The organism is Nonomuraea sp. CX421, assembly GCF_059358955.1.
In genome coordinates, this window is record NZ_JCADBK010000016.1 from 163,797 (window position 1) to 184,810 (window position 21,014).

A 21,014-nucleotide genomic window follows, 5' to 3' on the forward strand; every position below is an offset into this window, starting at 1 on the left:
AAGGAGAACCACGTGGCATCGTTCGACGTGATCGTCACCAACGTCCGGGTCGTCCGGCACGATCGGCCCGAGCCGGAGACCGCCGACATCGGCATCCTCGACGGCCGGATCGCCGCCGTCGCGCCGGGCCTCGACCCGGCCGGGGCGCGCACCGTCGTGGACGGCGGCGGCAAGCTGGCCTTCCCCGGCGCGGTGGACGCCCACCAGCACTGGGGCATCTACAACCCGCTGTCCGTCGACACCGAGACCGAGAGCCGGGCCTGCGCCCAGGGCGGCGTCACCTCCGCCCTCACCTACATGCGCACCGGCCAGTACTACCTCAACAAGGGCGGTCCGTACGGGGAGGTCTTCCCCGAGGTCCTGGCCGCCTCCGAGGACCGCTCGTACGTCGACTACGCCTTCCACCTCGCGCCCATGATGCGCGGGCACATCGACGAGATCCCCGCCCTGGTGCGCGAGCACGGGGTGACGTCGTTCAAGGTGTTCATGTTCTACGGCAGCCACGGCCTGCACGGGCGGTCCGCCGACCAGAACGCGTTCCTCATGATCCCGGAGGGCGAGCGGTACGACTACGCGCACTTCGAGTTCGTCATGCGCGGCATCCAGGCGGCCCGCGAGCAGTTCCCCGACCTGGCCGACGAGATCTCGCTGTCCCTGCACTGCGAGACGGCCGAGATCATGAGCGCGTACACGAAGATGGTGGAGGAGGAGGGCACGCTCACCGGCCTCGCGGCCTACAGCGCCTCCCGTCCTCCGCACTCGGAGGGCCTGGCGGTCAGCATCGCCTCCTACCTCGCGCACGAGACCGGGCTGCCCACGATCAACCTGCTGCACCTGTCGTCGGCCAAGGCGATGGACGCGGCGCTGCGGATGGCCGAGGCGTTCCCGCACATCGACTTCCGCCGCGAGGTGACCATCGGCCACCTGCTCGCCGACATCACCACCGCGAGCGGCATCGGCGGCAAGGTCAACCCGCCGCTGCGCCCGCGCGAGGACGTCGAGGCGCTGTGGGGCCACCTGCTCGACGGCAAAGTCGACTGGGTGGTCAGCGACCACGCCTGCTGCCGCGACGAGCAGAAGTTCGGCGAGCCGCGCGACGACGTCTTCGTGGCCAAGTCGGGGTTCGGCGGCGCCGAGTACCTGCTGCCCGGCCTGATCAGCGAGGGCTCCCGGCGCGGGCTGTCCTATGGCGACGTCGCCCGGCTGCTCTCCTGGAACCCCGCGCGGCGCTTCGGCCTGCGGACCAAGGGCGCGATCGCCGAGGGCCTCGACGCCGACTTCGTCCTCGTCGACCCGGACTCGTCCTGGACCGTGCGCGCGGCCGACTCCGAATCCACCCAGGAGTACACGCCGTTCGAGGGCTTCGAGCTGACCGCGAGGGTGACCGACACCTTCCTGCGCGGCCGGCAGGTGCTGGAGGACGGCAAGATCGTGGGCGACCCGCAGGGCCGCTACCTGGCGAGGCCGGTCACGGCCTGACCGAGGCCGGCGCACCGTGCTCGCCTCGCCGGATTCCGGCGGGGCGAGCACCGTCGCGGCCGAGGTCCGTACGAGGTGGTCCGCCGAGCCGGGCCGGCCGCCGCGGAGTGCCCGAACTCAGGGGATGAGGGCGACCTTGCCGGTGACCCGGCGTTCCAGGAGGTCGTCCAAAATTTGGGCCCCGGACTCCAGCGGGGCGGTCGCCGGGGCGGCCGGGCTCAGCGCGCCGTCGTCGACGAGGCCGAGGAGCTCGGTGAGCAGGGCGTGCTGCCCCTCGCGATCGGACATCGACCAGGCGCCCCAGTCGACGCCGATGACCGCGCGGTTACGCAACAGCACCTGGTTGAGCGGCAGCGACGGGATGGCCCCCGAGGCGAACCCGATCACCAGGTAACGGCCGCCCGGCCGCAGCGACCGCAGCGCCGGCTCGGCCAGGTCACCGCCCACCGGGTCGTAGACCAGGTCGACCCCGCCGGGGGAGAACTCGCGGGCCGCCTCCTTGACGCTCCGGGCGGTGGTGTCGACCACGGCGACCGCTCCCGCCTCGCGCGCGGCCCGCCGTTTGTCCTCACTCGACGCGCCGGCCAGCACCGTCGCGCCGAGCGCGGTCGCCACCCGCACCGCGGCCAGCCCGCCCCCGCCGCCCGCGCCCAGGACGAGCACGCTCTCCCCCGCCTTCAGCCCGCCCCGGTCCCGCAGCGCGAACAGCGCCGTGCAGTAGCTCTGGGCGAACGTGGCGGCCCGGGCCGCGTCCAGCGCGCCGGGAATCTCCACCGCGCCGGCGGCCGGGACGGCGACCCGTTCGGCGAACCCGCCCAGCCCGCAGAACGTCACCACCCGGGTGCCCACCGAGGGCCAGGTCACGTCCGGCGCGACGGCGCTGACCGTGCCCGCGACCTCGCTGCCCGGCACGAACGGCGGCGGCAGCTTGATCTGGTAACGGCCGTGGACGAACAACGCGTCCACGTAGTTGACGCCCGCGGCCTCGACGTCGATGACGATCTGGCCGGCGGCGGGCTCCGGGGCCTCCGTCTCGGCCACCGTCACCGAACCCAGCTTCTCACAGATCAACGCGCGCATCCCGCCACCCTACGCGGCAACCGAACGGCGTTCTACCCGGGACGGGCGGTCACGCGCCGCCGCCGGAATTGGAGCCTGCGCGGCCATCGTGAGACGATCACCATCGTGACCGGCCTCCCCAGCTCGCCGTCCCGTCGTCGCCGTGCCTTCGCGGCGGCCGGGGGCTTCCGGCTGAACGTCCCCACTGATCTGGTCGTCACCTGGAGCGGTCGATGAACACGCACCCACTCGACGGCAGCGGGCCGCAGGCGAGGGCGACCCTGCCCCTCGGCTCCCCCTCAGCCGGCGTCCGAGGAGTGACCGAGACCGCCGCTCCGCCAATCGGCCCGCCGGTGACGAGCGTCGGGGAGATCGCCGGGCTACGGCCGCGCCGCCGGTCCGGCGACGGCGGCGAGGTGCCCGGCGACGACGTCGACCTGGTCGACGCCCTCGACGCGCAGGCCCGGAGCACCGTGGCCGGTTGGCTGGCCGACACGCCGTCCCTGACCGGCCGGCGGACCCGGCTGCGGGTGCTGGCCGCCTTCCTGCGCTGGCTGCACGCCCTTCGGCCCCCGGTCGAGCTGCTCGCGGTCACCGAGGAGCACCTCGACTCCTACCGCGACGCCGCCGCCTCCGGCACGCTCACCGTCGGCGTGCGCACACCCGGCAAGCCACTGCGAAGCTCCACGGTGGCCAGGAGGCGCGCCACCCTGTCGTCCTTCCACACCTACGCCCGGCTGCGCGGCACGCCGGCGCACGGTCCCGCCGGCGAGCCCGCCGAGCCCACCGAGGCTACCCGCGCCCGCCGGCCGCTCTCCCGCGAGGAACGCCGGCTGTTGCGCCAGGGTGTCGCCCGGCTGGCCGCCGACGGCCGGCTGGCCACCGCCGCCGCCGTCGCGCTGCTGGAGGGCACCGGAGCCCCGATGGGCACGCTGGCCGGCCTGACCGCCCGCGGGCTGCGTACCGTGGCCGAGGTCGACGGCACCGAGCACAGTGTCATCACCTTCCGCAACCACGGCGGTGACATCGTCGCCGTCCCGGTGCCCCGGCCGGCCCGCCTGCTGCTGGACGTGCTGCGCCGCGGCCGGCCCGCCGGCGAGCTGCTGATCACCAGGGAAGACGGGCAGCCCGCCGACCCCGCGTGGATCGGCGCCGCGCTCATCGACGCCGCCCTCGCCGGCGGCATCCCGGGCGAGCGGGCCAGGCGGTTGCACCCGCACCTGCTGTGCGCCGCCACCATCGGCGAGCTCCTCGACGGGTGGTGCTTCCCGGCATCCCCGCGTTAGGCCCCGGCCCCGGCACCTCGCTGATCGGCGCGGTTCAGCCCACCAGACGATCGACGAGGAGCGATGCGCCGATGCCGATCATGGCGGCTCCGGACAGACGTCCGATCAGGCGGCCGGCGGAACGGCCTTGCAGGAGCGCGCGGGTGAGCCGGCCGACGGCGAGGTAGAACAGGCCGCAGGTGGTCGCGAAGGCCAGGCCGAGCACGCCGATCTGCGCGGCGACCGGCCAGGCGCCACGCGGGTCGGTGAACTGCGGGAGCAGGGCGAGGAAGATCAGCAGCCCTTTGGGGTTGAGGCCGCTGACGCCGATCCCGCGCAGGAAGGTGTTCCAGTCGGTGCCGGCCGGGCCGTCGGCGGGCGCGGTGAGCGTGGCGGGGCGGGCGAAGGTCGTCGCGCCGTGCCAGATCAGGTAGAGGCCGCCCACCACGGTGAGGCCGGTCAGGATGGCGGGGTTCGCGGCGACGAGGGCGCCGACCCCGGCCGCGACGACGAGGGTGACCACGGCGTAGCCGGCGACCAGCCCGCCCACCGCCGGATATACCGACCGGCCACGCAACCCGGCGCCGATGGTGAACGCCCAGTCGGCGCCCGGCACGACGATGAGCAGGAGCGCGACACCCCAGAAGGCGAACACGGAACCGGCCGTCACGCACACCATCTCCCCTGATAGCGATGATGGGCGAAGAATAGTGTCGATCAGCCGGAAAGTGCTCCCAACTTTTGCCCCGTTCTGCGGCCACTGTGGAAGAATCTTCTTCATGGACGCGATCGACCGGAAAATCCTTGCGCTCCTACAGGAGGAGGGCCGTCTGACGATCACGGAGCTGGCGGCGCGGGTGGGCCTGAGCGTCTCGCCCTGCCACCGCCGGCTGCGGGAGCTGGAGCGCGGCGGTGTCATCCGCGGCTACCGGGCGATCGTGGACGCGGCGGCGGTCGGCCTGACGTTCCAGGCGCTGGTGTTCGTCACCATGCGCCAGGAGGACCGTGACACGCTGCTGGGCTTCGAGGAGGCGGTGGCGCGGGTGCCGGAGGTGGTCCAGGCCCAGCGGTTGTTCGGCGACCCCGACTACCTGCTGCGCGTCGTCACCGCCGACCTGACCGCCTACCAGGAGCTGGAGGACGACGTGCTGTCGGCGCTGCCGGGCGTGCAGCGGCTCAACTCCACGCTCGTGATGAAGCACGTGGTGAACGACCGGCCGCTGCCCGCCTAGACAGGACGGTCCCCGGGTGGTCGGCCCGCCGTCGCCTCCAGCAGGTCGCGCACCTCCTCGGCGGTGGTCTCCCGGAGCTCGTCCGAGAGGAGCAGCCAGCGGGTGATGCCCACCGATTCGAGGAACCGCAGGTCGTGCCCGGCGATCAGGAGCGCGCCCTGGTAGGAGTCGAGGGCGCCGGTCAGCTGCCGGACGCCGGCCACGTCGAGGTTGTTGGTCGGCTCGTCCAGCATCAGCAGCTGCGGGGCCGGCGCGGCGAGCATGGTCGCCGCGAGGGCGGCCCGGAAGCGTTCACCGCCTGACAGTGTGCCCGCCGGCTGCTCGGCGCGTGCCCCCTTGAACAGGAACCGCGCGAGCTGCGCGCGGATGTGGTTGTCGGCGACGCCGGGAGCCAGGCGGGCCACGTTCGCGGCGACGCTCAGCTCGTCGTCCAGCACGTCCAGCCGCTGCGGCAGGAACCGCAGCGGCACGAGCACTCTGGCCTCGCCCGCCAGCGGCGCGAGCTCACCGGCGAGGGTCCGCAGCAGCGTGGTCTTGCCGGATCCGTTGCGCCCGACCAGCGCGACGCGTTCGGGGCCGTGCACCTGGAGATCGCCGCCCTGCAGCCCGCCGAACCGCAGGCTCAGCTCGCGCAGTCGCAGCACCGTACGGCCGGCGGGCACGGCGGTGTGCGGCAGGCTCACCCGGATCTCGGCGTCGTCACGGATCGCGTCCGCGGCCTCCTCGCGCCGCTCGCGCGCCTCCTCCAGGCGTTCCTCGTGCAGGTTGCGAAGCTTGTCCGCCGACTCCTGCGCCGACCGCTTGCGCTCGCCGGCGACGATCCTCGGGGCCCGCCGCTGGGCGTCCAGCTTCTTGCTGTGCCGCTGGCGGCGCGCCACCTTGATCTGGGTCTCCTCCAGCTCGCGTTTCTGCCGCCGCACGTCCGCCTCGGCGGCCCGCAGCATCCGCCCGGCCGCCTCCTGTCGCACGGCCAGGGCCTCCTGGTAGGCGGACCAGCCGCCGCCGTACCAGGTGACCGTACCGGCGCGCAGCTCGGCGATGCGGTCCACCCGTTCCAGCAGGTCACGGTCGTGGCTGACCACGACCAGCACGCCAGAACGCCAGGAGTCGACGGCCTCGTACAGCCGGCGGCGCGCGAACAGGTCGAGGTTGTTGGTCGGCTCGTCGAGCAGCAGCACGTCGGGACGCTCCAGCAACAGCGCGGCCAGCCGCAGCAGGACGGTCTCGCCGCCGGACAGCCGCCCCACGGTGCGGTCCAGCTCGACGTCGCCGAGCCCGAGCGAGCCCAGCGTCGCCAGGGCCCGCTCCTCGACGTCCCAGTCGTCGCCGACGGTCTCGAAGTGCTCCTCGCGCACGTCTCCGGCCTCGATTGCGCGCAGCGCGGCGCGCCGCTCGGCGATGCCCAGCGCCTGGTCGACGCGCAGGGTCGTGTCGAGCGTGAGGTTCTGCGGCAGGTAGGCGAGGTCGCCGCCCACGGTCACCGACCCCTGGGAGGGGCGCAGCCGGCCGGCCAGCAGCCGCAGCAGGGTGGACTTGCCCGAGCCGTTGGCGCCGACCAGGCCGACGCGCCCCCGGCCGATGCTGAGGGAGAGCCCGTCGAGGACGGTCGTGCCGTCGGGCCACCGGAAGGACAGGGCGGAGCAGGTCACGGAGGCGTTGACGGGATTGGTCATGATGGTTTCTCGCAGTCGCACGCGGTGGATGGGGACTTCGTGTGCGAGCACCACGCGGCGACCGGGCCGGAAGAAGGGTGCGGCGGCCCTCCGAAGGGTGAGGACGGCTCATGCACCGAGGTCGCATTCCACGCGGGGTCACGGGGGCCGGGAAAGCCCGGCCGCGGCGTGACGCGTACGGACCAGGCCGTACCGCGCGGTGATCGCGGACCTCAGATGCGCAACGTCCACCTCTATCGGAGACGACAGGACTCTGGAACTCTACCCCGGTCGCTCGCCGGAGTCGCCGGATTTATCACCCCGAAGGCGGGTGCCGCGTGGCGGAGTGCCGCCCGCGCCGGGCCCGGGTTAGGTTCGAGGAAGACCCGGAGCGAGCGGAGGGGGCCGCGCCATGGCCGTGCAGCTGAACCACACCATCGTCGAATCCACCGACCGCGACGGCACCGCGGCCTTCCTGACCGATCTGCTGGGGCTGGAGCCCGCGCCGCTGTTCGGCCCGTTCCGCGTGGTCGAGCTGGGCAACGGCGTCTCCCTGGACGTGATGCAGAGCGGCGGTCCGGTGCACCCGCAGCACTACGCCTTCCTGGTCACGGAGGAGGAGTTCGACCAGATCCAGGACCGGATCAAGGGTCGCGGCCTCACGTTCTGGGCCGACCCGCGCCACGACCAGCCCGGCACCGTCAACACCCACGACGGCGGCCGCGGCCTCTACTGGTCCGACCCGGACGGCCATAATCTGGAGATCATCACGCGTCCGTACGGCGGGTGAGTGGTCGCGCCGGTCGCCGGGGGCGGGTGGTTCAACGGCCGCCGGCGATCCGGTGGGCCAGGTCCACCACCGCGCCGACCACGTCCGGGCCGTCCAGGAGGACGGGGTCGTTGTGGCCCGCTCCCGGCACCCCGACCAGGGTGACCTCTCCCCCGGCGGCCTCGGCGACCGCCCTGCTCAGCCGTGGAGGCACGATCGTGTCGCCCGTCCCGTACAGGATCGTGGTGGGCGCTCGTACGGTGGCGAGCCGCCCGGCGACCGGGAAGCGGTCGCGCGGCAGCGGCCGGACCGGCAGGTAGGGGTAGTTGACCTGGCCCGCCGCCGCGAGGTCGGTGAAGGGCGAGCGGAGCACCAGCCCGTCCGGCGGATGTTCGGTGGCGAGCCTGGTCACCACCGCCGCGCCGAGGCTCTCGCCGAAGTAGACGATCCGCGTGTCCCCGAGGAACCGGCGGGCGGCGAGGACGTCGAGGTGCAGGCCCTCCTCGGTCGGGCTGCCGGGATTGCCGCCGTAGCCGCGGTAGTCCATCAGCAGCACCGGCAGCCCTCGCGCGGCGAGGGCGCGGGCCAGCGCCGCGCGGTCCAGCCGGTTGCCCGCGTTGCCGCCCGCGATCAGCACGGTCACGTCGTGGTCGCCGGGGACGAACCAGGCGCCGAGCCGGACCCCGTCGTCCGTGGTGAACGACACGTCGCGCGCCCCCTGGATCACGTCGGCGGCGCGCGGCACCGGCTCGCGGTCGGGCAGGTAGATCAGCCGGCGCTGGACCGCCCACAACAGCCCGGCCAGCAGCGCCGCTGTCACCAGGAGGACGACCAAGGTGCGCACCATCGACGGTCACTCATCACGAGAGGCGGTTTCGCACCATGGTCGCACAGCCGGGTCTTGGCCAAGGTTTTAAGTCAGTCGCTTGACTTTGAATTGCCCGCTCTGGTTGCCTGACGACGAAGGCTGACCCGAAAGGTGACAATGAGCCAGGACCACGGTAAGAAGACGCTGAGCTATCCCATCCCCAACGACGCGCCGCTGGAGCCGCCGGCCGAGTGGGCGCGGCTGCGGCGGCAGTGCCCGGTCGCGCGGGTGGAGCTGCCCAGCGGGGACGAGGCGTCCCTGCTGACCCGCTACGACGACGTCAAGCAGGTGCTGGCCGACCCGCGCTTCACCCGGCTGCTCACCGCCGACGACGCGGCGCGGCTGTCGGCCGACGATTCGGGCGGGCTGTTCAGCAGCGAGATGGCGCAGGTGATCCCCGACAGCGGCGAGGGGCACCAGCGCTGGCGGCGGCTGGTCGGCAAGTGGTTCACCGCCAAGCGGATGGCCGCGCTGCGGCCCGTGATGGAGGAGATGGCCGACCAGCTCGTCGACGACATGGTCAAGCGCGGCCGGCCCGCCGATCTCAAGGCGAGCCTCGGCTTCCCGCTGCCCGTGTACGTGATCTGCGACCTGCTCGGGGTGCCCGCCGCCGACCGCGACAGGTTCGCGTACTGGTCCGACACGATGCTCAACCTGACCAAGTTCGCCAAGGCGGAGATCGACGCCGCGCAGGCCGAGTTCGCCCAGTACATGTCCGAGCACGTCGCCGCCAAGCGGGAGCAGCCGGGCGAGGACCTGATCAGCGAGCTGATCAGGAGCGCGGACGCCGAAGGCGGCGGGCTGTCCGACGTCGAGCTGCTGGTCACCGGCATCGCGCTGCTGGTGGCCGGGCACGAGACCACCGCCAACATGATCGGCAAGATGGTCGGCATGCTGCTGGCCGACCGCACCCGCTGGGAGCGTCTGCTGGCCGACCGGTCGCTGGTGCGCACGGCCGTGGAGGAGTCGCTGCGGTTCGACGCCAACTCGGGCTTCGGGCTGCCGCGCTACCTCCGCGAGGAGACCGAGGTCGGCGGGACGGTGCTGCCGCGCGGTACGACGGTGATCTGCAGCATGGCCGCGGCCAACCGCGACGAGAGCGTCTTCGACGGCGCCGACGAGATGGACCTGAGCCGCAGCCCCAATCCGCACCTGTCCTTCGGCTCCGGGGCGCACTCCTGCCTGGGCCAGGCGCTCGCCCGGACCGAGCTGCAGGTCGTGCTGGAGGTGCTGCTGCGCAGGCTGCCGACCCTGGAGCTCGCCGTGCCGGTGGACGAGCTGCCGAAGGTGGACGGCCTGGTCGTCGGGGGGTTGCGCGAAGTCCCGGTGCGGTGGTGAGGATGGCGGCCCGGGCCGAGCGGGTCAACGCGACGCGCGGGCAGATCCTGGCGGCGGCGGAGCGGTTGTTCGCCGAGCACGGGGTGTTCGCCGTGTCCAACCGCCAGGTCAGCGAGGCCGCCGGACAGGGCAACAACGCCGCGGTCGGCTACCACTTCGGCACCAAGACCGACCTGGTGCGCGCGATCGTGCGCAAGCACGTGGAGCCGATCGAGCGCATCCGCACCCGCATGCTGGCCGAGGCCGGCGACTCCGCTGAGGTACGGCACTGGGTGGCCTGCCTGGTGCGCCCGTTCACCGAGCACCTGGCCGCCCTTGGCAACCCCACCTGGTTCGCCCGGTTCAGCGTCCAGGTGCTGACCGATCCCGCCCTGCGCGACATCCTGATCGACGAGGCGCTCACCTCGCCCACGCTCCTGGACATCCTCGACGGGCTCAACCGCTGCCTGCCCGCGCTGCCGCCCGAGGTGCGGGCCGAACGCGGTGACATGGCGACGCAGTTGCTGCTGTACATGTGCGCCGAGCGCGAGCGCGCGCTCGCGGACGGCCTGCCCACCCCCCGCGCCGGCTGGCACGGCGCGGCGACCGGGCTGATCGACGCGATCGTGGCGGTGTGGACGGCCCCCGTCACACCCGACCCGACCTGATACGGAGAGGAACCCCTGATGAAGGTCATCGTGGACGAGGCCAGGTGCTGCGGCGCCGGCCAGTGCGTGCTGCTCGCGCCGGAGGTGTTCGACCAGGGTGAGGACGACGGGATCGTGGTCCTGCTGGAGGCCGAGCCGGCCGAGCACCTGCACACGACGGTGCGCGAGGCCGCGGCCGTCTGCCCCACGTCCGCCATCGGACTGAGCGACGCCGGGTGAGCGTTTGACCGGGCCCGGTTGCGGCCTCGGGATTCCTCCTCGCTGACCAAGGGGAGGATGTCAACCGTTGGAAAGGTGTCAGAAACGACCGGTGAGCGGTGCGGAGATCTCTCCGGGTCGGCAGGGGCAACGGGGGGATCCCATGAAGATCGTGGTCATCGGCGGCAGCGGGCTCATCGGCAGGAAAGTGGTGAACGACCTGCGCGAGGGCGGTCACGAGGCGGTGCCCGCGTCGCCGTCCTCGGGCGTCGACACCGTCACCGGCGCTGGCCTGGCGGAGGCTTTGGAGGGCGCGTCGGTGGTCGTCGACGTGTCCAACGCGCCCTCCTTCGAGGACGCGGTGGCGCTGGACTTCTTCAGGACGTCGACCGGCAACCTGCTCGCTGCGGAGGCGGAGGCGGGCGTCGGACATCACGTCGCGCTGTCCGTGGTGGGCACCGAGCGGTTGTCCGACAGCGGCTACTTCCGCGCGAAGAGCGCGCAGGAGGAGCTGATCAAGGGCTCCTCGATCCCCTACTCGATCGTCCGGGCGACGCAGTTCTTCGAGTTCGTCAAGAGCATCGCCGAGGCGGGCTCCGACGGTGACGTGATCCGCGTGCCGACCGCGTTCATCCAGCCCATCGCGGCCGGCGACATCGCCGACGCCGTGGCCGACGTGGCCGTCGGCCCGCCGGTGAACGGCGTCGTCGAGGTGGCCGGGCCCGAACGGTTCCGTCTCGACGACCTCGTACGGCGCGGCCTGAGCGCGTGGCGTGATCCGCGCGAGGTGGTGCCCGACCCTCATGCGCGCTACTTCGGCATCGAACTGGCCGAGGACACCCTCGTCCCCGTCGGCGAGGCGCGCATCGCCGAGACCCGCTTCGCGGAGTGGCTCGCCCGTCCGGCCACCTGAGCGTTTCGCCGGGTCGCGGGTGACCTCGCCCGTGGCGGCGCGCAGCACGTCGAACAGCGTGAGCCGGACCGCCGGCCCCAGACCGCTCGGCCGCCCCGCGCGAGGCCGAGCGGCTAAGGTCTGGCGGATGGGTGACGCGCGGAGGGCGACGGCGGCGGACGCCGCGGAGTTGGTACGACTACGGGGCGTGATGTTCGCCGACATGCCGGGCCAGGAGTCCGAGGGCGACGCCTGGATGCGGAGCGCCGTGGAGGCGCTGCGCCGCCGGCTGGACGAGCCGGACCCGTCGATGGTCGCGTTCGTGGTGGAACGCCCCGACCGGCCGGGCGAGCTGGCGGCCTGCGCCGTGGGCGCCGTGGAGTTCCGGCTCGGCGGCCCGAGGAATCCCAGCGGAGTGTCCGGATACGTCTTCAACGTCGTGACCGATCCGGCCTACCGGCGACGGGGCTACTCCCGGCTCTGCGTGACGGCGCTGCTCGACTGGTATCGCGATCGCGGGATCACCGCCGTCCACCTGCGCGCCTCCACGCAGGGTGAGCCGCTCTACCGCTCGCTGGGCTTCGTCCGCACGGCCGATCCGGCCATGCGGCTCAAGGACTGACCGACCGGCCGGGCACCTTCGGCTCACCCGCCGTCGCCGCGGCGGAGGGTGAGCGGCCATCCCGGACGGGGATCGCGATGACGCATTGACAAAATTGATTTTTATATTCAAGATTCCTTTTGAAAAGGTACGCGCATCCCGATGAAATGAGTGCACATGAGTCATGCCCCGCGAGCACTCGAGACGGCACCCGCAGCCGCCTCGACGACGGCCCTGCTGTGGTGCGGCGTCGCCGCCGGTCCGCTGTTCGTCGCCACGGTCGTCCTCCAGGAGCTCACCCGCGACGGGTTCGATCCCGTGCGCCACGCGCTCAGCCAGCTGAGCCTGGGCGATCACGGCTGGATCCAGACGGCCAACTTCGTCGTCTCCGGCCTGCTGGTGCTGGTTTCGGCCGTCGGCCTGCGGCGCCTGCTGCATCCGGGTCCCGCCGGAACGTGGGGGCCGTTACTGATCGGTCTGTACGGGTTCGGGCTGATCTGGGGCGGCGTGTTTCCCACCGACCCGGCCGCCGGCTTCCCACCCGGCACGCCTGACGTGGTGAGCGAGCCGAGCTGGCACGGCATGCTGCACAACCTGGCCCCGGTCTTCACCGGCCTGACCCTGATCGTGGCCTGCCTGGTCTTCGCCCGCCGTTTCGTCCGGCTCGGGCAGCGCGGGTGGGCGGCCTACTGCCTGGTGACCGCGCCGGCCTACCTCGTCCTCGGGTTCGCCGCCTTCCCTCTGGCGGACCTGCGATGGCTGCTGCTCGGCGGGGCGCTGATCTGGCTGTGGGCGTCGGCGGTGACCTTCAGGCTCATCACCGAATCGAGGGCGGCCGGCCAGCGGTAGCCGGTCTCGCCGTCGAGCAGCAGGTACGGTCAGGCCCGGGTCAGCCAGGCGTGGCACAGCCACCAGGCGTCCACCGCGCCGAACGTCGCGTACGGGTCGATGCCGGTGACGTCGGCGAAGCGCTGCAGCCGGTTGCGCACCGTGTTGGGGTGCACGAACAGCCGCCCGGCCGCCGTGGCGACGTCGCGGTCGGCCTCCAGCCAGGCGCACACCGCGCGGGCGACCGGCTCGGCCCGCGTGCCGAGTGCCGTCCACGCGGGCCGGTGATGGTCGAGCAGCACCGCCGCCAGCTCGGTGCGGTCGGCCATCGCGGCCAGCGCCGGCACCCTGGCGACGTGCACCACGCCGTCCCGGCCCGTCGACTCGGCGGCGTTCAGCGCGGCGACCGCCAGGCGCCGCACGGTCGCCAGGTCCTCCGGGTCGGCCGGACCGGCGAGCCCGGCCACCGCCCCCGCTCTGGCGGCGCGGCCCGACGGAGCCCGGCCGAGCACCCCGACCAGCAGGCCGTCCACCACCGCGCACAGCACCGGGGGCTGCTCGCGCAGCGAACGCTCCAGGGCCGTCGCGGCCTCGCCCGGACGGGCGGCCAGCACCCACAGGCCGCCGGTGACCGGCAGGCCCGCCTCGGCCGCCGCCAGCGCGGCCGCCGAACCTCCGTCGAGCAGGCGGCGCAGGATCGACGCCTCCCGATCCCAGGTGCGCGGGCCCTGCCCCGCCTTCGTGGCATGGTGCGCCGCGATCAGCCGGGCCCGCATGGCCTCCGCCCAGTCGTCGTACAGCTCGCGCGCGTCCAGCAGGCGGTCAGGGCCGACCCCTGCCGCGCCGGCGACCTCCCGTGCCCGTGACCAGATCGCCCGCTCGGCCACGTGGATGGCTCCCAGAACCGCCTCGATGGGCACGCCCTGCCGGGCCCGCGTGACGGCGAGCTCCTCCACGAATGACAGCTCCGCCTCCGTCGGGCCGCGCCTGGCCGCCAGCGCCCGGGTCGCCGCGACGAGCAGCGCGCGGGTGTGCCCGGCGATGTCGGGCGACGGCAGGACGGCGATCTCCCGCACCTTCGCCCGCACCACGGACGCGACCGACGCCATCAGGTCGGCGTCGCCGGCGATCCGTTCGATGAGGTCGACCACGGGGGTCCAGTCGTCGCGAGAGTCCACCCCGCGATCGTGCCCGAGGTTGTGATCCGTCACAACCTCGGGCGGCAAAACCGTAAGGAGGACCATGGTCCGGGCCGCGATCAGGCCATACGTTGGAAACCGCCACAACACTCACTCGCAGGCGGACGGTGGCCCACTCGCCCCGCCCTTCGACATAGCCCGCCCTCTGCATAGCCCCGCCCTCTGACATAGCCCCGCCCTCTGATGTCGCCGCGCCCTTCGAGGAGAACGCCCCCATGCTCCCTGCCTGCCGTGTCGCCGTGATCGGCGCCGGAGCGGCCGGACTCGCCACGACCAAGGCCCTGCTCGACGCCGGCCTCGACGTCGTCACGTACGAGAAGGGGGACCGGCCCGGCGGCCTGTGGGCCGGCGACAACGGCAGCGGCCTGTCCCCCGCCTACGCCTCCCTGCACCTCAACACCAGCAAGGGCCGCACCGAGTTCGCCGACTTCCCGATGCCCGCCGAGTGGCCCGACTATCCGTCGGCCGACCACATGGCCGGCTACCTCGCCGACTACGCCGAGACCTTCGGCCTCACCCCGCACCTGCGGTTCGGCGCCATGGTCGGCTCCGTCGAGCGCGACGACGCCGGACACTCCTGGACCGTGACCACCGCATCGGGCGAGGCCGGCCGCTACGACGCCGTCGTCGTGGCCAACGGCCACAACTGGGACCCGCGCCTCCCGGAGCCCGGCTACCCCGGCACGTTCGCCGGCACCCAGATGCACGCCCACGACTACCGCACCCCCGACGTCTTCCGCGACCGGCGGGTGCTGGTGGTGGGCATGGGCAACTCCGCGATGGACATCGCCGTCGACGCCTCCCACGTCGCGCGCGGGCCCGTCCTGCTCTCGGCCCGTCACGGCGTGCACATCGTGCCGAAGTACCTGTTCGGCCGGCCCGCCGACGCGACCGGCGCCGCCATGTCGGCGCTGCCCTGGCGGGTGCGCCAGCGCATCGCCGAGACCCTGCTCAGACTGGCCGTCGGCACCCCGCAGAGGTACGGGCTGCCCGCCCCCTCGGGTGGCCTCTTCCAGAACCACCCCACGATCAGCGACACCATCCTGCACCGCCTCACCCACGGCGAGGTGGCCCCCCGGCCGGGCATCGACCGTCTCGACGGCGGGCGCGTCGTCTTCACGGACGGCGCCTCCGACCCGGTCGACGTGATCGTCTGGGCCACCGGCTACCGCGTGACCATGCCCTTCCTCACCTCACACTGGCTCGGCGACGATCCGGAACGGCTGCCGCTGTACCAGCGGATCTTCCACCTGCGGGATCCGAGCCTGGCCTTCGTCGGGCTCATGCAGTCGACCGGCGCGGCCCTGCCCATCGTCGAGGCCCAGGCCAAGCTGGTCGCCGCCCACCTGTCCGGCCGCTACGCGCTGCCCTCCGCGGCGGAGCAGCGGCGCTCCGTCGCCCGCGCGCTGCGCGCCGCCACCGAGCGGTGGGGCGACCGGCGACCGGCCATGCGCGTCGACTTCGACCGCTACGTCGCCGCGCTGCCGCGCGAGACGAAGGCCGGCCGGGCGCGGCTGCTGCGCGGCGCCCGGCCGTTCACCCCTACCCGCCGCGAGGAGACCCGCGCGTGAGCACTTCCCCCGCCTCCCCCGCCTCTCCCACCTCTCCTGGCCGGACGACCGGTCGCCGCCGGGACGCGCGCGGCCTGCGCGTCATCGTCACCGGCGCGTCCGGCACGTTCGGCAGGGCGATCAGCGCCCGGCTGGCCGGGCTCGGCGCGCACGTCGTCGGCCTGGATCTGAACCCGCGCTCGGACGACCCGGTCGAGGTACTGGCCTGCGACATCACCGACGACGCCGGTGTGCCCGCCGCCGTGTCGGCCGCCATCGCGAAACTCGGCGGCCTCGACCTGCTGATCAACAACGCCGGCGTCGGCGGCCCCGCCCCGGCCGAGCTGCCGCCCGGAGCCGAGGCCCGCCGTCAGCTCGACATCAACCTGCTCGGCACCTGGCGTGTCACCGCCGCCTGCGTGGACGACCTCGTCCGATCCCGTGGCCGGGTCGTCATGCTCTCCTCGCGGATGGCCGTCATGCAGCTGCCTCTCGCGGCCGCGTACGGCGCCTCGAAGCGCGCGCTCGTCGCGTACGCCGACGCGCTGCGCCTGGAGATCGGCACTCACGTCACCGTCTCGTGCGTCTACCCGTCGGCGGTGCGCAGCCCCATCCACGACTCGACCGCCGCCGCCGGCCTGTCGCTGGAGGGCATGAGCAGCTACGAGCCGCTGGAGGGCGTGGTCGACGCGGTGCTTCGCGCGGCGCTCGGCCGTCGACGGCGCCGCGATCTGGCGACCACCCGGCGCGGAGCCGTCGAGCTGTTCCTGGCCCGGCACCTGCCCTCGGTCACCGACCGGATCATCGCCCGCACCCTGGCCGGCCGCGCCCGTTCCGGCGCGTTCGACGGAGCCGAGCTGGCGGCCGGGGTCGTCGCGCGCCACACCGGCACGCCCTGAGCGCGGCACCGGGCACGCCGGCCGCCGCATGCCGTTGAGCCGGGTCGCGACGCGCGGCGCCGCCGGGTGTGAAAGACACCGGGTGCGGAAGACAGGTCAGCTGGACCGATCGGACCTGGGCGGAGCACCGTAGGGGCTGGTCAGAGCATGGTTCAGGAGCCGGCGCAGCTCGGCCACGGGCTGGACGCCCGAGACCGGTGGCCGCCCGTCGATCACCAGTGAGGGGACTCCGGTGACGCCGTACTCGGCCGCGCGGCGCCGGTCGGCCCGCACCGCCTCGGCGTAGCCGGCACCGGACAGGACGGCCTGCGCCTCATCGGCGTCCAGGCCGGCGTCGCGGGCCAGGTCTCGCAGCACCAGCGGGTCGGCCACGTTGAGCCCTTCGGTGTGGTAGGCGCGAAGCAGCCGTTCCATCATCTGGTCGGCCCGGCCCCGGTCGGCGGCCAGATGGCACAGCCGGTGCGCGTCGAAGGTGTTCACCGGCCGGGCCAGATCCAGGTTGAGTTCCAGCCCTTCCGCGGCGCCCAAGGACCGGATCAGCGCCACGCGGGCCGATGCCTGGGCGCCCCACCATCCGGCCATGGCCTCGGCCGCGGTCGGACCCGGGACCCGGCCTTCCTCCGGTGAGAGCTCGTACCCGCGCCAGATGGTCCGCACCCGGTCACAGTCGTTGACCGTCTCCAGGGCCGCCGTCAGGCGCCGCCTGCCGATGTAGCACCACGGGCACAGGACATCGGCGTAGATCTCGACGTGCATGAAGGTCCTTCGTCGTGAGACGGGATTGACGATGCGGTCAGGAGTCCAGGTGCTGTGGCCCGGGGCCGATCTCCCGCACAACGGTGTAGGTGGGAATCCCGCTCATCCGGGGTTCGGCCGTGCCGGACAGGCCCTCCAGGGCGCCACTGATGGCGGCCATCCGGCCGTCGGTGTCCGAGGTTTCCACGAAGTGGCGGTAGTCCGCCTCGCTCGCCCAGCGCACGATGTTGTAGACGCGGGTGCCGTCGGTGCTCACGTGGAAGCGGGCCGACCGGTAGCCGGGATGGAAACGCACCCACCGCTCCATGATCTCCGCGAACGCCTCCACGAACTCCCGTTGGGTGTCGAAGCCGTCAACGGTGTAGTCAATGATCGAGTAGAAGCCGGTGTCCTTGCTCACGTACGTGCTCCTCGGGGTCGAAGCGAGGCCTGATCACCCATCCTGCAACCTCAACCACGGTTGAGATCAACGCCCGCGCGCCGCACGTCCTGTCCGGCGTCCGCGCCCCTGACCGCGCGCGGGTCAGGGGCGCAGCAGCACCTTGATGGCGCGGCGCTCGTCCATGGCGCGGTAGGCGTCGGCGACCTGCTCCAGCGGCAGCGTCAGGTCGAACACCCTGCCCGGGTCGATCCGCCCGTCCCACGCCCGCTCGATCATGTCGGGCAGGAAACGGCGCACCGGCGCGGGACCGCCGCGCAGGCCGACATGCGAGTAGAACAGCTCCTCGACCGGGAGGTCGGCTCCGTGCGGGACGCCGACGAAGCCCACGTTGCCGCCGGGCCGGGTCGAGCGCAGGGCCTGCAGCATCGACTCGTGAGTGCCGACGCACTCCAGCACCGAGTCGGCGCCGACTCCGTCGGTCATGTCCTTGACGCGGGCGACGCCCTCGTCCCCTCGCTCGGTCACGATGTCGGTGGCGCCGAACGCGCTCGCGAGCTTCTGCCGCGTCTCGTGACGGCTCATGGCGATCACCCGTTCGGCGCCGAGTTGCGCGGCGGCCAGCACACCGCACAGCCCGACGGCGCCGTCACCGACCACGACGGCGGTCGCGCCGGGCTTGACCTCGGCGGCCACGGCGGCGTACCAGCCGGTGCCCATGACGTCCGACAGGGTCAGGAGGGTGGGCACGAGCTCGGCGGCGGGCTCGCCGGGAGTGGCCACCAGGGTGCCGTCGGCCAGCGGGACGCGCACCAGCTCGGCCTGGCAGCCGAGCATGAGCTCACGGTGCAGGCACGAGCTCTGGTAGCCGGCCCGGCAGTTGGCGCAGGTGTTGTCCGAGGCGAAGAACGAGCCGATGACGAACTGGCCGGGCTTGATCGTGGCGACCTCGCCGCCGACCTCCTCGACGACGCCGACGTACTCGTGCCCGATCGGTGAGGACTCGGGGAACGGGGTGATGCCGCGGTAGTACCACAGGTCGGACCCGCACACGCAGGTGGCGACGGTACGGAGGACGGCATCGCCGGGATCGACCACCGTCGGGGCGGGACGCTCCTCCAAGCGCACGTCGCCGGGGGCGTGAAAGGCGGCTCCTCGCATGATGGCTCCTCGCTCTCGGGTCATGGGGCCGCGTCAGCCGGTGTCGCCCTCGGCCTGCTCGACGATGGTCTTGAGGGTGTTCATCGCGGTCATGGCGGCCGGCCAGCCGGCGTAGAAGGCCAGGTGGGTGATCGCCTCGACCAGTTCGTCCTTGGTCAGCCCGTTGTCCAGGCCCTTGCGCAGGTGGAAGTCGATCTGGTCGGTGCGGTACACGCGGCCAGCGCGGTTATTGTCGTTATTCGCGCTATTTGGGGCATACCCGGCGATAGACGTCATTTCCTCACTGGCAGTCCTGCTGCGCCCCCGTTTTCGGGAAACGAGCCCGCGAGCGCGTCGGGACGGCACCCGCAGCGGGATGCCGGCCCTGTGCGGCCCTCAGAGCGACGACCGGGCGATCAATGGCCGCCGCGACGAGGTGGTGCCGGCCACCGAGCTCGAGATGCTGTCACGCACCGAGCACTACAACGAGGAGCAGATGCGGATGATCGTCCACTGACCCGGGACTGACCCCGGACTGGCCCGGGGGCGCTCAGACGGTGCCGGGCGTGGGCGAACCGGCCAGCCACTCGGCGCCCTCGTCATACAGGCGCTGGACGGCCGGGCCGACCAGGCCGGGCAGGCCGCCCTTCACGGTGAAACCCGCCTTGGTCTGCAGATAGCCCAGGTGGCGGTAGCCGACCGGGAAACGCCCCAGCAGTTCGGCGTCCAAGGCCAGCGTCGCCGCCGGGTCGACGACGTCCAGCCGGTCCTTCTCGTAGATCGGCTGCCTGCGTACGAGCTTCCAGACGCCGTGGTGGACGGCGAGGAAGTCGTAGAAGCGGCCCGTGCAGACCACGTCCACCTCCACGCCGTCGACCGCCGCCCGCTGGTTGATGGTCATCTTGGTCTGGGCCACCGCCCGCTCCCCCGCCACGTCACACGTGTGACCGCCGAGGAAGTGCAGGATGCTCACCCCGGCCTCGAACCCCTCGCGGCTGCGCGCGATGAACTCATCGGCCGGCCCCTGGAACCAGGTGGCGCTCATCCAGCCGTCCACGGGATGCCAGAGCGTGGCGAACCGCTCCCAGAGACCGGCGTCACGCCACAACGCCCAGTTTTCCACGAGCTCGCGAATCGCGATCCTGTCCTCGTCCACCTTCGCCACCGCGGACCTCCCGGTCGTCCTCGCTCGAACCCCGACGGCGCCCGCCCTCGGGAACCACGTCCGGCATCGTCCTGCACGGGACCTCGCACGGTCCACCATCCGCTGCCGCCCAGTGGCAGCCGGCCGGCACGTTTCGGCCGGGTCACCGATCGCGCTGGTCTTCGGCGAGCCCGGCGGGAAGGACGCACGACAGGGCGCGGCGCAGGATGGCGGCGAACGCGTCGGTGTTGCCCGGCTCGAGCCAGCGCCGCCCGGCCACCCGGATGGCGCCGGCCACCGCCGCCGCCGTGACGGCGGGGAACAGGTCGCGCGAGAGGTCGGCGCCGGTGTGCGCCGCGATCGCCTCGGCGAGCGGGCCCTCCGCCATGCTGAACGCCTTCAGCGCCTCGCCCTCCAGCGCGGGCGTCGACATGATCATGCGCAGGCCGGCCTTGTCGGGCTCCGGGTCGGTGTAGAGCTCGACCACGGCCGCGATGACGGCCTGGTCGAGCGGCTCGCCGGCGGGCCGGGAGCGCAGCGCCTGCCCCACCCGCCTGGACTGATCGGCCTGGAAGGAACAGATCGCCTCCTCCCTGCTGGAGAAGTAGTTGTTGTAGGTGCGGGGTGAGACACCCGCGGCCGTGGCGATGTCGTGCACGCGGACCATGGCCAGCCCGTGAGGGCCCTGCTCGATGGCCAGGCGCAGCGCGGAGTGGCTGATCGCCTCGCGGGTGGCCTGCCGGTTGCGCGCCCGGAGGTCCATGGCGTCGTCGTTCATGACTCGACCCTACCCGATATTGCGTGGCGCGCACTAGGTGCGTGCCACGCAAGTTATGGGTAGAGTGCGACGAGACGCCTGGCACTCACGCCTGGAGAGTGCCAACCGCAAGGCGTGTGCCGGGACGGCGAGGTCCGCCGGGCGGGCCGTCCGCCCGCCCGGCGGGCCGTCCGTCGCGGGCGCCGTCCCGGCAAACCCCCATCGACCACAGGAGCAGGAATGGCTTCGAAGATGATCGCGTTCGACGAGGACGCCCGGCGCGGCCTCGAGCGCGGTATGAACCAGCTCGCCGACGCCGTCAAGGTGACCCTGGGGCCCAAGGGCCGCAACGTCGTGCTGGA

General features: G+C 72.8%; 23 protein-coding genes and 2 pseudogenes. 13 read left to right on the forward strand and 12 right to left on the reverse strand.

What is annotated here, in order from left to right; all coding sequences use genetic code 11:
- Window positions 1-12 precede the first annotated feature (12 nt).
- The gene (locus tag AC5L3X_RS26575; protein WP_189125639.1) at window positions 13-1,479 is read left to right on the forward strand and encodes a dihydroorotase; all 1,467 of its coding nucleotides are present in this window, start codon (window positions 13-15) and stop codon (window positions 1,477-1,479) included.
- A 117-nt stretch (window positions 1,480-1,596) separates the two neighbouring features.
- Here AC5L3X_RS26575 and AC5L3X_RS26580 read toward each other — a convergent pair whose 3' ends face one another.
- Window positions 1,597-2,559, reverse strand: coding sequence for an NADPH:quinone oxidoreductase family protein (locus AC5L3X_RS26580; protein ID WP_494860461.1), 963 nt, complete (start codon window positions 2,557-2,559; stop codon window positions 1,597-1,599).
- A 212-nt stretch (window positions 2,560-2,771) separates the two neighbouring features.
- Between AC5L3X_RS26580 and AC5L3X_RS26585 the strand changes: the two genes are divergently transcribed.
- Window positions 2,772-3,824 carry a site-specific integrase gene (locus tag AC5L3X_RS26585; RefSeq protein WP_494860463.1) on the forward strand — a complete coding sequence of 351 codons (1,053 nt, stop codon included), beginning with the start codon at window positions 2,772-2,774 and terminating at the stop codon, window positions 3,822-3,824.
- A 34-nt stretch (window positions 3,825-3,858) separates the two neighbouring features.
- Here the strand turns inward: AC5L3X_RS26585 and AC5L3X_RS26590 are convergent, their stop codons facing one another.
- A complete protein-coding gene (locus tag AC5L3X_RS26590; protein WP_494860465.1) occupies window positions 3,859-4,482 on the reverse strand; it encodes a LysE family translocator in 624 nt (207 codons plus the stop codon).
- 100 nt (window positions 4,483-4,582) lie between these two features.
- Between AC5L3X_RS26590 and AC5L3X_RS26595 the strand changes: the two genes are divergently transcribed.
- A complete protein-coding gene (locus AC5L3X_RS26595) occupies window positions 4,583-5,035 on the forward strand; it encodes an Lrp/AsnC family transcriptional regulator (RefSeq protein ID WP_189125643.1) in 453 nt (150 codons plus the stop codon).
- Between the two features lie 202 nt (window positions 5,036-5,237).
- Here the strand turns inward: AC5L3X_RS26595 and AC5L3X_RS26600 are convergent.
- Together AC5L3X_RS26600 and AC5L3X_RS26605 are read right to left on the reverse strand one after the other, a co-directional pair.
- A pseudogene (locus tag AC5L3X_RS26600) lies at window positions 5,238-5,979 on the reverse strand (ATP-binding cassette domain-containing protein); the annotation flags it as partial.
- A 135-nt stretch (window positions 5,980-6,114) separates the two neighbouring features.
- A pseudogene (locus tag AC5L3X_RS26605) lies at window positions 6,115-6,708 on the reverse strand (ATP-binding cassette domain-containing protein); the annotation flags it as partial.
- A 391-nt stretch (window positions 6,709-7,099) separates the two neighbouring features.
- Here AC5L3X_RS26605 and AC5L3X_RS26610 point away from each other — a divergent pair.
- Window positions 7,100-7,477, forward strand: a complete 378-nt coding sequence (locus AC5L3X_RS26610) for a VOC family protein (protein WP_494860468.1) — start codon at window positions 7,100-7,102, stop codon at window positions 7,475-7,477.
- A gap of 31 nt (window positions 7,478-7,508) precedes the next feature.
- On the opposite strand, the gene AC5L3X_RS26615 is transcribed toward AC5L3X_RS26610, so the two are convergent.
- A complete protein-coding gene (locus tag AC5L3X_RS26615; RefSeq protein ID WP_494860470.1) occupies window positions 7,509-8,303 on the reverse strand; it encodes an alpha/beta hydrolase in 795 nt (264 codons plus the stop codon).
- Window positions 8,304-8,441: 138 nt separating this feature from the next.
- On the opposite strand from AC5L3X_RS26615, the gene AC5L3X_RS26620 reads away from it, so the two are divergent.
- From AC5L3X_RS26620 to AC5L3X_RS26645, 6 genes are all read left to right on the forward strand, one after another.
- A complete protein-coding gene (locus AC5L3X_RS26620) occupies window positions 8,442-9,662 on the forward strand; it encodes a cytochrome P450 (protein ID WP_494860472.1) in 1,221 nt (406 codons plus the stop codon).
- A 2-nt stretch (window positions 9,663-9,664) separates the two neighbouring features.
- The gene (locus AC5L3X_RS26625) at window positions 9,665-10,309 is read left to right on the forward strand and encodes a TetR/AcrR family transcriptional regulator (RefSeq protein ID WP_494860474.1); all 645 of its coding nucleotides are present in this window, start codon (window positions 9,665-9,667) and stop codon (window positions 10,307-10,309) included.
- A gap of 18 nt (window positions 10,310-10,327) precedes the next feature.
- Window positions 10,328-10,528, forward strand: coding sequence for a ferredoxin (locus AC5L3X_RS26630; protein ID WP_494860476.1), 201 nt, complete (start codon window positions 10,328-10,330; stop codon window positions 10,526-10,528).
- Window positions 10,529-10,670: 142 nt separating this feature from the next.
- Window positions 10,671-11,420: an SDR family oxidoreductase gene (locus AC5L3X_RS26635; RefSeq protein WP_494860478.1), complete on the forward strand. Its 750-nt coding sequence runs from the start codon at window positions 10,671-10,673 to the stop codon at window positions 11,418-11,420.
- Window positions 11,421-11,547: 127 nt separating this feature from the next.
- Window positions 11,548-12,021, forward strand: coding sequence for a GNAT family N-acetyltransferase (locus AC5L3X_RS26640; RefSeq protein ID WP_494860480.1), 474 nt, complete (start codon window positions 11,548-11,550; stop codon window positions 12,019-12,021).
- Between the two features lie 156 nt (window positions 12,022-12,177).
- Window positions 12,178-12,849, forward strand: a complete 672-nt coding sequence (locus AC5L3X_RS26645; protein ID WP_189125651.1) for a DUF998 domain-containing protein — start codon at window positions 12,178-12,180, stop codon at window positions 12,847-12,849.
- Window positions 12,850-12,878: 29 nt separating this feature from the next.
- On the opposite strand, the gene AC5L3X_RS26650 is transcribed toward AC5L3X_RS26645, so the two are convergent.
- On the reverse strand, window positions 12,879-14,006 hold the full coding sequence (locus tag AC5L3X_RS26650; RefSeq protein ID WP_494860482.1) for a PucR family transcriptional regulator: 1,128 nt from the start codon (window positions 14,004-14,006) through the stop codon (window positions 12,879-12,881).
- A gap of 236 nt (window positions 14,007-14,242) precedes the next feature.
- On the opposite strand from AC5L3X_RS26650, the gene AC5L3X_RS26655 reads away from it, so the two are divergent.
- The gene (locus tag AC5L3X_RS26655; RefSeq protein ID WP_494860484.1) at window positions 14,243-15,598 is read left to right on the forward strand and encodes a flavin-containing monooxygenase; all 1,356 of its coding nucleotides are present in this window, start codon (window positions 14,243-14,245) and stop codon (window positions 15,596-15,598) included.
- Window positions 15,595-16,476: an SDR family NAD(P)-dependent oxidoreductase gene (locus tag AC5L3X_RS26660; RefSeq protein WP_494860486.1), complete on the forward strand. Its 882-nt coding sequence runs from the start codon at window positions 15,595-15,597 to the stop codon at window positions 16,474-16,476. The genes AC5L3X_RS26655 and AC5L3X_RS26660 overlap by 4 nt, the downstream gene beginning before the upstream one ends.
- Window positions 16,477-16,572: 96 nt before the next feature.
- Here the strand turns inward: AC5L3X_RS26660 and AC5L3X_RS26665 are convergent, their stop codons facing one another.
- The 4 genes from AC5L3X_RS26665 to AC5L3X_RS26680 form a co-directional block, all read right to left on the reverse strand.
- Window positions 16,573-17,232 (reverse strand): DsbA family oxidoreductase, encoded by a 660-nt coding sequence (locus AC5L3X_RS26665; protein ID WP_494860488.1) that lies wholly within the window; start codon window positions 17,230-17,232, stop codon window positions 16,573-16,575.
- Window positions 17,233-17,269: 37 nt separating this feature from the next.
- Complete coding sequence (locus AC5L3X_RS26670; protein ID WP_494860490.1) at window positions 17,270-17,632, reverse strand: antibiotic biosynthesis monooxygenase; 363 nt, start codon at window positions 17,630-17,632, stop codon at window positions 17,270-17,272.
- A 123-nt stretch (window positions 17,633-17,755) separates the two neighbouring features.
- Window positions 17,756-18,772: a zinc-dependent alcohol dehydrogenase family protein gene (locus tag AC5L3X_RS26675; RefSeq protein WP_494860492.1), complete on the reverse strand. Its 1,017-nt coding sequence runs from the start codon at window positions 18,770-18,772 to the stop codon at window positions 17,756-17,758.
- Between the two features lie 33 nt (window positions 18,773-18,805).
- Window positions 18,806-18,985: a carboxymuconolactone decarboxylase family protein gene (locus AC5L3X_RS26680; protein WP_494860494.1), complete on the reverse strand. Its 180-nt coding sequence runs from the start codon at window positions 18,983-18,985 to the stop codon at window positions 18,806-18,808.
- Window positions 18,986-19,127: 142 nt separating this feature from the next.
- Here AC5L3X_RS26680 and AC5L3X_RS26685 point away from each other — a divergent pair, with 142 nt between their 5' ends.
- Window positions 19,128-19,268, forward strand: coding sequence for a hypothetical protein (locus AC5L3X_RS26685; RefSeq protein WP_494860496.1), 141 nt, complete (start codon window positions 19,128-19,130; stop codon window positions 19,266-19,268).
- Window positions 19,269-19,301: 33 nt separating this feature from the next.
- Here AC5L3X_RS26685 and AC5L3X_RS26690 read toward each other — a convergent pair whose 3' ends face one another.
- Window positions 19,302-19,916 (reverse strand): nuclear transport factor 2 family protein, encoded by a 615-nt coding sequence (locus AC5L3X_RS26690; protein ID WP_494860497.1) that lies wholly within the window; start codon window positions 19,914-19,916, stop codon window positions 19,302-19,304.
- 142 nt (window positions 19,917-20,058) lie between these two features.
- Window positions 20,059-20,673, reverse strand: coding sequence for a TetR/AcrR family transcriptional regulator (locus AC5L3X_RS26695; protein ID WP_494860499.1), 615 nt, complete (start codon window positions 20,671-20,673; stop codon window positions 20,059-20,061).
- Window positions 20,674-21,014 lie beyond the last annotated feature (341 nt).